The following is a 9156-nucleotide window of genomic DNA, read 5'->3' as shown; positions in this document are numbered from 1 at the left end:
CACCGATCCGATTCGGTGTCGCCGCCCCAATCCTGACGGTCAGTTCTCCGGTAACATTCTTGATGAGGCAATGCGCTTCTGCAAGCCGATTTGGTGCCGCCCGAGGTCGTCGCTGATCTGCGCAGAAGGGCGGTAGCGGGGGAGTTTGATGCAGTTGCGGCTCAAGCGCGCAAACTGCGCGAGTGGTTTCGCGGATTCGTCAAGGCGTATAAGGGCAAGCCTCTCAAGCCGAGAGTTCTCCAGGAACTGGAGCCGCTAAACCGCGTACTCATCAGGGACGAGGAATTTGGCCGGATCGTTGCTCGTGAGACCGTTCGGAAGAGGCCGACGAAGGGGGATGGGGATCAAGCGCCAGTTTCGGGGTTGGCATGGAGCCGTCAGCGCCGCTGGCGATCGCCTGATGCCTTGCTGCTTCCAATCGCGCAAGCGATGGCGCAGCTTGTGTACGAGGAGGATTTCCAATACGTCAAGGCCTGCGAAGGACACCGTTGTACCTTGATGTTCGTGGATAGAACGCGGGGGCGTGCGCGCCGTTGGCCGCCCAAGCCGGGTAGGCGGCCTTCGCTGCGGCTACGGCGGCGTCGAGCTACTGCTTGGAGGCCCGGCGGGCACAGTGCCAGCACTTCCTCCGTCGCGATCCAGCGCCCGTCCGGCGATCAGGGCGTGACGTACATTGCCTTCCCTTGCGCCAGATACTGGAAGAGCTTGTAGCCCATCCAGATATAGCCGCCGCTGCCGTTCCACTGGTGACCCCAATCCGGGCCGAAGCTGTTCTGGATCAGGATGGCTTGCTGGTCGTCGTCGTAGCCGATGATGAGCATGCAGTGGCCGACGAGCTTGCCGTCCGGACTCTTGTCCTTGATGAAAGGGCCGGTCATCGGACTCGGCGAGGTGCTGTTGTAGCTCCCGAAGCCCTCGTTCAGCGCGGTGCCGTAGCAGAGCGCGCCGCCATTGGCGATCACCGCCTTGATCGAATCGAGATCGGACGTGTCCACCATCGCCCAGCCGGGAATCTGGAAACTCGCGTCGACGGTCGGGTTCGCATCATAGCTCGACCAGAGCTCGGGGCAGCTCGGATAATACGGCGCCGTTGCCCAGTTTGGCGTTCCTGCCTGGGTCAGAAGGTCGAGATAGGAGTTGAGCCGCGAGCCGTTGCAGGTGCTGACGCCGTAGCTCTTCATGACTTGGATATAAATGTGGGCCGGGCTCGCCTGCAGCGACGCGGTCGACGGCGATTGCTTCGACGCGGCAGCGGCGGTGAAGGTGGCAAGACCATAGGTCGAGGCCCACGCGGCGCAACTGCCCGGACTGCCCTGGTGCTGCGCCGTGCCCTGAGCCTGCGGTGGCGGCAGATAGTCGGGATTGACAGTTGCAGATGTGGGCAGCGCTCCGGCGAACACTGGCCGGATCGAGCGCCCGGTCTCGGCGGTTGTCGGATCGTACCCTGGATTCAAGATGGCGTTGAGAGCAGCTTCCTGCGTCGACATGAGAGCCTCCGTTGTGTGAAGTGGAACGATCGGGACGAGACCGGGCGGTCATGCCGCCCGGCGGGGTCTTGCAGCCGGCGAACCGGTCATGGCGATACGGCTTCCGCTGTCTTGCGCCGGGACCGGCTTTGGCTCGTCGCCGCGCTCGCTCGCGCCAGTAGAGCCTCGTCGCCGCAGCGCGGCACGAGCCGCAGCGTGACGTGCTGCACCTCATTGGGATCGGCTGCAGCTTCGCGGGCCTGCAGCAGATGCTTCGGCAACGCGCTGTCTTGAAGAAGCGATAGGTCTCGATGATCCGTCATGGTGTCAGGCTCCGTTTCGATGAGAAACCGTGTCGGGATCGCGATGGTGCGATCTCCGGCCTCACGGGCATTGCGGGATTGTGTGCGGAGTCGGAAATGTCGACGGCATCGCCGGGATGCCGCGCAGCTCGCCGAGCAGGATGCGCCCGTTCGTCGTGATCACGTCGCCCGCGCCGCCGCTGGTGTTGCCGAACACGAACACGCCGACCTTGTGCGTGGCATCGAAAGCCATGTAGGTCTCGTAGCCGTCGAAGCCGCCGTTCTTGTCGAAGTAGTCGTTGGACAGTTGCCAGCCGAGCCCCATGGACAGCACGTTGGACGGCGGGTGGACCTTCTGGGTCTGTCTCATCGCCAGGCCAAGATGTCCCTCCGGCGGACTGACTTCGGCCTCCAGGAACGTCAGCATGTCGGCGAGCGTCGAAGACAGCGCGCCGGCGCCGAGCCCCGCCGAAGTCAGCACCCAGTCCGGCGGCTCGACTGTCTTGTAGGACGGCGGCAGGCTCGTGGGCGGGACGTAATTGTAGCCTTGCGCGACCTTCGCCTTCACGGCGCTGGAATTGACTTGCGTCGACGTCATGCCGAGCGGCGCCGTCACGCGGTCGACCACAAGCGCCGGCCAGTTCTGGTACGTCGCGTCCCAGTTGAACGCGCTATTGCCGCCAGCATAGGCATGCGACAGCAGCACGCCGAGAAGCGCGAAGCCCGGATTGCTGTAGACCCAGTGCCTGCCGGGTTTATAGGGTGGCGTGAAGTCGTTCAGGAATGCGCCCAGCGACGAGAGCGGATAGTCGCCGAACGCCGGCCGCTGCCCGCATACCGGGGTCGGGAATCCGGCGCTGTGGGTGGCGAGGTGCCAGAGCAGGATGTCGCCGTGGGGCTGTTTCAGGATGATGTCGGACGGCAGCAGATCGGTGACGCGGGTGTCCTGCGTCGCCGAGGTCTGCGACGCCGCGAGCGCCAGAAGCGTTGCCGTGAACACCTTGGTGTTCGAGCCGATGAAGACCACGGTGTCCTCAATCGAACCGGTGCCGCCCTCATGCAGGTCGACTTGTCCGAACCGGAAATAATAGCGCTGGCCGGCGACCGTCGCGCCGACCAGGATTCCGACGGACTTCTTCGGCTCGGGGATCCCGAGAGGTGCGACAAGAGGTGAAAAGAGGCGATCGACTATTGTGCTGATTCCGTTCGCGTTCTGCATCGCATTTCTCCAGTCGCGTGCCAGCCTCAGACGCTGAGGCGACGTATCTGTTGCAGTTTAAGGAAACGCGGTCGCCGCGAGTGCCTCCGACGCCGTGACGCCACTTGCGAGAAACCGGAAGGCCATCGGCACAATCCTTCTGTTCGGCGACTTGCGTCGCCGGTAGCCGGAAAACTTTGTAAGGTCTTTGCGCTTGAGTGCTTCGGTTGGCGCTATTCAGCGAACAACTTTAGATCATCGCTGATTCAATACCACTACCCTTTCGGGTAGTCGCGCGGACAATCGGGCTGCACAACTTACGGATGGTAACGTCAGGAGATGAGATTCAAAGAAAATATGTACCGAATGCTTTCGTCGTGGCGCGCCATAGGGTCTGTTGCCTCGCTAGCTGCAGCGGTCGACGGAACCAGCTCCCGACAAAGACAAACGCGATCGGAGTGATGCAGGTTCAATGGCTCGCTTGTCGGAATGGATTGCCGCTCGGCGCTCAGGCTGTCCGACATCGAACCGCGCATTGGGACTCGCGGACGCCAAGTGTGGTCGACTCTCGCAGTCCTACCTGACCTGCGATTGAAACTGGCGGTGCTTGAACGCCGTCAGCGCGACGACGATCACACAGCACAGCGCGTTGAACCCGTTGGTCAAGCCCAGCGTGATGTCCCCGAGATTGGAGAAGGAGTAGACGGCCGTTGATCCGTTCGCGGCAGTCCAGAGAAACCAGGTCGAATAGGAAATGGCTGAGGCACCATTGGTATCGTGCGCGATCCTGTAGATCTGCGGCAGATAGGAAATGACCCGCAGAGCGTTGAAGACCGTGAACAGGTAGTACGCTAGATCCGAAAACATCATCCGTGCACCCGGCTTTCGTCCGATCTCAGATAGAGCTCTTCATGAGGCGCTCCGTCAGCTTTGCGGTGCGCCGCTCGTCGATCCCTGTGCTGTCAAATGTTGGCTAGCTCTGCTACCGGATCATGACGCGCGCGGACTGAGCGGCTACATCCGTAACCGAAGTGTGGTTTGGCGTACCGTTGTTTGAGCCGTCAAACGGTGCGCCATATATCCTGTGTGCCGGCAGCGTCACGCTAGCTGCTTCAAGGCCGCGGCGGTTGGAATGCGCTTGACTTAACAAAACGATGTCGTATCATTTTTTCGCATTTCGATGCGGTGAGCGGAGTTTCCCGCCCAATCGGCTCGGCGCTCCTTCGCTGAGTTCACGCGGTCTTTACCCGATATCCAGTGGATAGTTGACGCCGAATTCAACGAACGCATGTCAATCGCGATATGGGACTGGTTCGTACAGCCACGTCAGTAAGCTTGGTCATGAGAACCGCCGAAAAGACTACATGCCTTCTCCACACGAATAGTCCGCCGCGCATGAGACCCAGAATTCAATTACCGTTTTCGGCACTGCTCCTTCTCTTGCTTTCTCTCCAAGAGGCCACGGCGCACGCCATCGTGATCAAGTCGTCGCCCGCGGCCGACGCGGTCATGCCTGCCGCCAATGTGCCGATCCATCTGCAGTTCAATAGTCGGATCGATCACGATCGTTCAAAAGTGACCCTGATCGGCGCTGGTGGGACAGAGCAGCGGCTCACACCGGCGACCGACTCGCCGCCCGATGCCCTGGATGCCGAGGCAAAAGGTCTCAGCCCTGGTGCTTGGCGTCTGCGCTGGCAGGTGCTGAGCGTCGACGGGCACATCACGCGCGGCGATATTCCGTTCACCGTGCGATAGCCGTGTCGCTCTTTCTCGACATTTTCGGCTTCCTGTCCGTCGTTCTGCGGGGGCTGATTCTCACGAGCCAGACTTTCACGCTCGGCACGCTTGCGTTCCTGCTTGTGCTGCTGCAACCGCTCGAGCCCTGGCTTTCCGTCGAGAGCGCCAAGACTGGCAGCCGTTGCCGGACATTTCTTCTTATCAGCTCGTTCCTCTTGGGCATCTTCACGCTTTGCTCGCTCGTACTTAACGCGCTCGCGCTTGTCGGCACGCTCGAGCTTTCGTGGGCGGAGGCCGCCGGGGCCGGTTTCGTACGAGCGGACCTCGTGATCGCCGCTTGCGCCTTCCTCATTGCTCTTCTCGCAAGAGCGTCGTGGAAAACATCACGGCTTCTCTTTCTTGTCGGCCTCGCCGCCGTGATCTTGATCGCGCAGCTTTCGGTCACTCACGCAGCCAGTCGTCTCGACCTGCGATGGCCCTACCTCGTCTCAGGGGGGCTGCACATGCTCGGTGCCGCGGTCTGGATCGGGGGCCTGCCGTGCTTCCTGATTGCGCTCAACCTCTGTCAAGATCCGGTTGACTGGAAGCTGATCGGGCGGCGCTATTCCCTGATGTCGATGGCTTCGGTGGGCGCCATCCTCGTCGGCGGCATCGTGATGTCGATCGGCTATATCGGCTCCTTCGAAGCGATCTACGGCACCGCCTATGGCGTCATGACAAGCGCGAAGGTCTGTCTGCTGCTGATGCTGCTCGCCCTCGGCGCCTTCAACTTCTTCACCGTCGACCGGTTGCGCCGCGACGCTTCAACGCCGATCATCCGGCTGAAGCGGTTCGCCGAAGTGGAGATCGGGATCGGCGCGGCTGTGATCTTTGCCGCCGCCTCGCTGACGTCGCTGCCGCCGGGCGTCGGTCTGGCCCAGGACCGGGTGAGCTGGTCCGAAATCGTCGAGCGGTTCACGCCGCAATTCCCGATCCGCCTATCAAGCCCTGATTATGACAAGCTCACCGTCGCGGAATTGCAGAGAAAAATTGCTGCGGCCGATGCGCAGCGGACAACGGCACCGCTGGCCTATGTCCCAGGCGAGGGCACGATCCTGCCCCGCAACGCGGCGGATGTCGCCTGGTCGGAATTCAACCACCATTGGGCGGGGATCTTCGTCATCCTCATCGGCCTTCTCGCCCTGATCCAGCATTTTCGCTGGGGCCGGTGGGCGAGGCACTGGCCGCTGCTGTTTCTTGCCATGGCCATGTTTCTGTTCTTCCGTGCCGACGAAGCGGCGTGGCCGCTCGGACAGTTCGGCTTTTTCGAATCGCTGCGCGATCCGGAGATCGCACAGCATCGCATCTTCGTGCTGCTGATCGTCGTGTTTGGTCTGTTCGAGTGGCGCGTGCAGGTCGGCGGGCTCAGGAAGAGCAAAGCGGCGCTGGTGTTTCCGCTGACCACCGCGATCGGCGGCGCACTGCTGCTCACCCATTCCCATGCCATCGCCAATATCAAGGACCAGCTCCTGATCGAGATGAGCCACACGCCGCTGGCGCTATGCGGCATCCTTGCCGGATGGGCCCGCTGGCTGGAGCTGCGTCTCGACGGCAGGGCAAGCCGGATCGCCTCCTGGATCTGGCCCGTGGCATTCATCCTCGTCGGGCTGATCCTGCTCGATTACCGGGAGGCTTGACCCAAACGGCAAATCGACGTTTCGCGGCGATCGGTAGATCTGCTTGGCACCGCCCCGTGTTCGAATAGACTGGACCCAATTGAGATGACTTGACGGCGCGGCATCGACCGGGGAGTTGTCTTGCAACCGGATCTTGCCGGACGGAGCCGAGCCATATGAGTTTCCATTCGATCTACCGCCACGGCTTCGCCCGGGCCGCCGCCTGCGTCACGGTGTCCCGCGTGGCCGATCCGGCCGCCAACGCGACCGCGATCATCGAGGCCGCCGACGCTTGCCACAGGCAGTCGGTGGCAACAGCGGTATTTCCCGAACTGTGTCTGTGCGGCTATGCGATCGAAGATCTGGTCATGCAGGATCCGCTCCTGGATGCGGTGGAGCGAGGGTTGGAGCGGATTCGGACCGCATCGACCGAGCTGATGACGGTCCTGATCGTCGGCGCGCCGCTGCGTCATGGGGCACGGATCTACAATTGCGCTGTTGTCATTCACCGTGGCCGCATTCTCGGCGTCGTTCCCAAGACGTACCTGCCGACCTACCGGGAGTTTTACGAAACCCGTCACTTTGCCTCCGGCGCGGGACTGACCGGGTTGGAGGTCACGATTGGCGACGTTCGCGCACCCTTCGGCGTCGACCTGCTCTTTGCGGCGGACGATGTTCCGGGACTGACCATCGGCGTGGAGATCTGCGAGGACATGTGGATCCCGGTGACGCCGGGATCGGAACTCGCGTTGGCCGGGGCGACCGTGCTTGCAAATCTCTCGGGCAGTCCGATCACGATCGGCCGGGCGCTGTCGCGTGATCTTCTGTCGCGATCCTGCTCCGCGCGCTGCCTCGCCGCCTATGTCTATGCCGCGGCCGGGATCGGGGAATCGACCACCGATCTGGCCTGGGACGGCCAGACCTCCATTTTCGAGAACGGCGTGCTTTTGGCGGAGGGTGAGCGCTTCCGCCAGGACGGACAGATCACGATCGCCGACATCGATCTGGACCTGCTGCGTCAGGAACGCTCCCTGATGAGCACCTTCGACGACAATCGAAGGCAGAAGAGTGCCGGCGCCTATCGGAAGATCGGCTACTCGCTACGGCCTCCGATGACGGACATCGGATTTGCGAGGAAGGTCGAACGCTTCCCATTCGTGCCCAGCGACCAGAGCCGCCTGAATCAGGATTGCTACGAGGCCTACAACATTCAGGTCGCGGGCCTGGTGCAGCGGCTGCGGGCCATCGGCACGAAGCGCGTGGTAATCGGCGTGTCGGGCGGGCTCGATTCCACGCACGCTTTGATCGTTGCCGCCAAGGCGATCGATCTTCTCGGATTGCCGCGATCGAACATTCTCGCCTACACGCTGCCGGGCTTTGCGACCGGCAGCGAAAGCAAGGCCAATGCCCTGGCCTTGATGCAGGCGCTGCAGGTGAGCGCCGGCGAGCTTGATATCCGCCCGGCCGCCACGCAGATGCTCCGCGACATCGATCATCCCGCGGGGCGCGGCGAGCCGGTCTATGACATCACCTTCGAGAATGTGCAGGCGGGGCTCCGCACCGACTATCTCTTCCGCCTCGCCAATTATCGCGGAGGGATCGTCATCGGCACCGGCGACCTCTCCGAACTGGCGCTCGGATGGTGCACCTATGGTGTCGGCGACCAGATGGCGCACTATAACGTCAACGCCGGCGTGCCGAAGACGTTGATCCAGCATTTGATCCGCTGGGTCATCGCGACAGGACAATTCGACGATGAAGTCGCAAAGACGTTGCGCGCCATTCTGGCCTCGGAGATTTCGCCTGAACTGGTGCCTGTTCAGGCCGGCGAGACCCCGCAGAGCACGGAAGCGGCCGTCGGACCCTATGAGCTACAGGACTTCAATCTGTTCTATACGCTTCGATTCGGCTTCCGGCCGTCGAAGATCGCGTTCCTCGCCTGGCATGCCTGGAACGATGTCGCCAAGGGCGAATGGCCGGCTGCGTTTCCAACCGACCGACGCAAGGCCTATCAGCTTGCCGATATCAGGCGCTGGCTCGAGGTCTTCCTGCGGCGGTTTTTCGCGTTCAGCCAGTTCAAGCGTTCCGCGATGCCAAACGGCCCCAAGGTTTCGTCGGGAGGGTCCCTGTCGCCCCGCGGCGATTGGCGCGCTCCCTCCGACGCCAGCGCTGCGGCATGGTTGGAGGATCTGGAACGAAACGTTCCGTCCGCCTGATGCCGACAGACCGATAGGCACCGCCGGAGCTGATTTGCGTTGTTATTGACCAAGCTCAACGCTCCGGCAGCGGAAAATGGGCTGAACGAAGGTGTCCGTCCGTAGATGCCGGCATGTTCTTGAGAAGGGTCGACCAATGCCCAGGAGCAAGCAACGCGGTCCCTCACGGAAAGCAGGTTTCTCGACCCGAATCGGGCCGGTAAGAACGTCGATGGCCAATAACGTCGCGGGTTCGGCTCGAAAGTCAGTCAAGCCATCGCTCACGAAGCCTTTTCATGTCGCCGTCGATCGGCAATTGAAGTCCGAGCACGAAAGCTACGAGGCCGCCGAGAAGGCCGCGATCGAGATCAAGAAGCGACATCCGAAGCTTCATGTAACCGTGTTCGACGCCAAGGAGCAGCGCCACACGCCTGTCGAGTTGCCGACGGCGGCGAACGGCCGGCACGGCCCCAATCACAACCCACACGGCAAGCCCGCAACGCCGCGCAAGGCCACCGCCGCTGGACGCCACTAGGCCGTGTGGACTCTTGGGATTCTCAAATCAGATTGAACGTGATTCAAGGCTTTCTTTTAGGAGGAAGC

General features: G+C 62.1%; 9 protein-coding genes. 5 read left to right on the top strand and 4 right to left on the bottom strand.

Annotation, left to right across the window (positions count from 1 at the left end):
* Positions 1-78 precede the first annotated feature (78 nt).
* Positions 79-711, top strand: coding sequence for an ABATE domain-containing protein (locus tag AAFX91_RS35330; RefSeq protein ID WP_394569623.1), 633 nt, complete (start codon positions 79-81; stop codon positions 709-711).
* Here the strand turns inward: AAFX91_RS35330 and AAFX91_RS35325 are convergent.
* The 4 genes from AAFX91_RS35325 to AAFX91_RS35310 form a co-directional block, all read right to left on the bottom strand.
* On the bottom strand, positions 657-1487 hold the full coding sequence (locus AAFX91_RS35325; RefSeq protein ID WP_130579902.1) for a C1 family peptidase: 831 nt from the start codon (positions 1485-1487) through the stop codon (positions 657-659). The two genes, AAFX91_RS35330 and AAFX91_RS35325, sit on opposite strands and share 55 nt — an antisense overlap.
* 86 nt (positions 1488-1573) lie before the next feature.
* Complete coding sequence (locus AAFX91_RS35320) at positions 1574-1789, bottom strand: hypothetical protein (protein ID WP_394569622.1); 216 nt, start codon at positions 1787-1789, stop codon at positions 1574-1576.
* 61 nt (positions 1790-1850) lie between these two features.
* A complete protein-coding gene (locus tag AAFX91_RS35315; RefSeq protein WP_130579904.1) occupies positions 1851-2987 on the bottom strand; it encodes a serine hydrolase in 1137 nt (378 codons plus the stop codon).
* Between the two features lie 555 nt (positions 2988-3542).
* Positions 3543-3833, bottom strand: a complete 291-nt coding sequence (locus AAFX91_RS35310; RefSeq protein ID WP_130579905.1) for a hypothetical protein — start codon at positions 3831-3833, stop codon at positions 3543-3545.
* A gap of 528 nt (positions 3834-4361) precedes the next feature.
* Here AAFX91_RS35310 and AAFX91_RS35305 point away from each other — a divergent pair.
* From AAFX91_RS35305 to AAFX91_RS35290, 4 genes are all read left to right on the top strand, one after another.
* Positions 4362-4721 carry a copper resistance CopC family protein gene (locus AAFX91_RS35305; RefSeq protein ID WP_394569621.1) on the top strand — a complete coding sequence of 120 codons (360 nt, stop codon included), beginning with the start codon at positions 4362-4364 and terminating at the stop codon, positions 4719-4721.
* Positions 4722-4723: 2 nt separating this feature from the next.
* Positions 4724-6379, top strand: a complete 1656-nt coding sequence (locus tag AAFX91_RS35300; protein WP_394569620.1) for a copper resistance D family protein — start codon at positions 4724-4726, stop codon at positions 6377-6379.
* A gap of 155 nt (positions 6380-6534) precedes the next feature.
* Entirely contained in the window at positions 6535-8574 is a 2040-nt protein-coding gene (locus tag AAFX91_RS35295; RefSeq protein WP_394569619.1) for an NAD(+) synthase, read from the top strand.
* 211 nt (positions 8575-8785) lie between these two features.
* On the top strand, positions 8786-9088 hold the full coding sequence (locus tag AAFX91_RS35290; RefSeq protein ID WP_130583942.1) for a hypothetical protein: 303 nt from the start codon (positions 8786-8788) through the stop codon (positions 9086-9088).
* Positions 9089-9156 lie beyond the last annotated feature (68 nt).

Source organism: Bradyrhizobium sp. 31Argb, from assembly GCF_043638955.1.
Taxonomy (GTDB): domain Bacteria; phylum Pseudomonadota; class Alphaproteobacteria; order Rhizobiales; family Xanthobacteraceae; genus Bradyrhizobium.
This window is presented reverse-complemented; position numbering and strand designations above follow the sequence as displayed.

What these genes read in the sequence shown, in the direction of transcription:
- AAFX91_RS35325 (WP_130579902.1), bottom strand. Translation starts at nt 1,487, where the DNA reads ATGTCGACGCAGGAAGCTGCTCTCAACGCCATCTTGAATCCAGGGTAC.
- AAFX91_RS35320 (WP_394569622.1), bottom strand. Translation starts at nt 1,789, where the DNA reads ATGACGGATCATCGAGACCTATCGCTTCTTCAAGACAGCGCGTTGCCG.
- AAFX91_RS35315 (WP_130579904.1), bottom strand. Translation starts at nt 2,987, where the DNA reads ATGCAGAACGCGAACGGAATCAGCACAATAGTCGATCGCCTCTTTTCA.
- AAFX91_RS35310 (WP_130579905.1), bottom strand. Translation starts at nt 3,833, where the DNA reads ATGTTTTCGGATCTAGCGTACTACCTGTTCACGGTCTTCAACGCTCTG.
- AAFX91_RS35305 (WP_394569621.1), top strand. Translation starts at nt 4,362, where the DNA reads ATGAGACCCAGAATTCAATTACCGTTTTCGGCACTGCTCCTTCTCTTG.
- AAFX91_RS35295 (WP_394569619.1), top strand. Translation starts at nt 6,535, where the DNA reads ATGAGTTTCCATTCGATCTACCGCCACGGCTTCGCCCGGGCCGCCGCC.
- AAFX91_RS35290 (WP_130583942.1), top strand. Translation starts at nt 8,786, where the DNA reads ATGGCCAATAACGTCGCGGGTTCGGCTCGAAAGTCAGTCAAGCCATCG.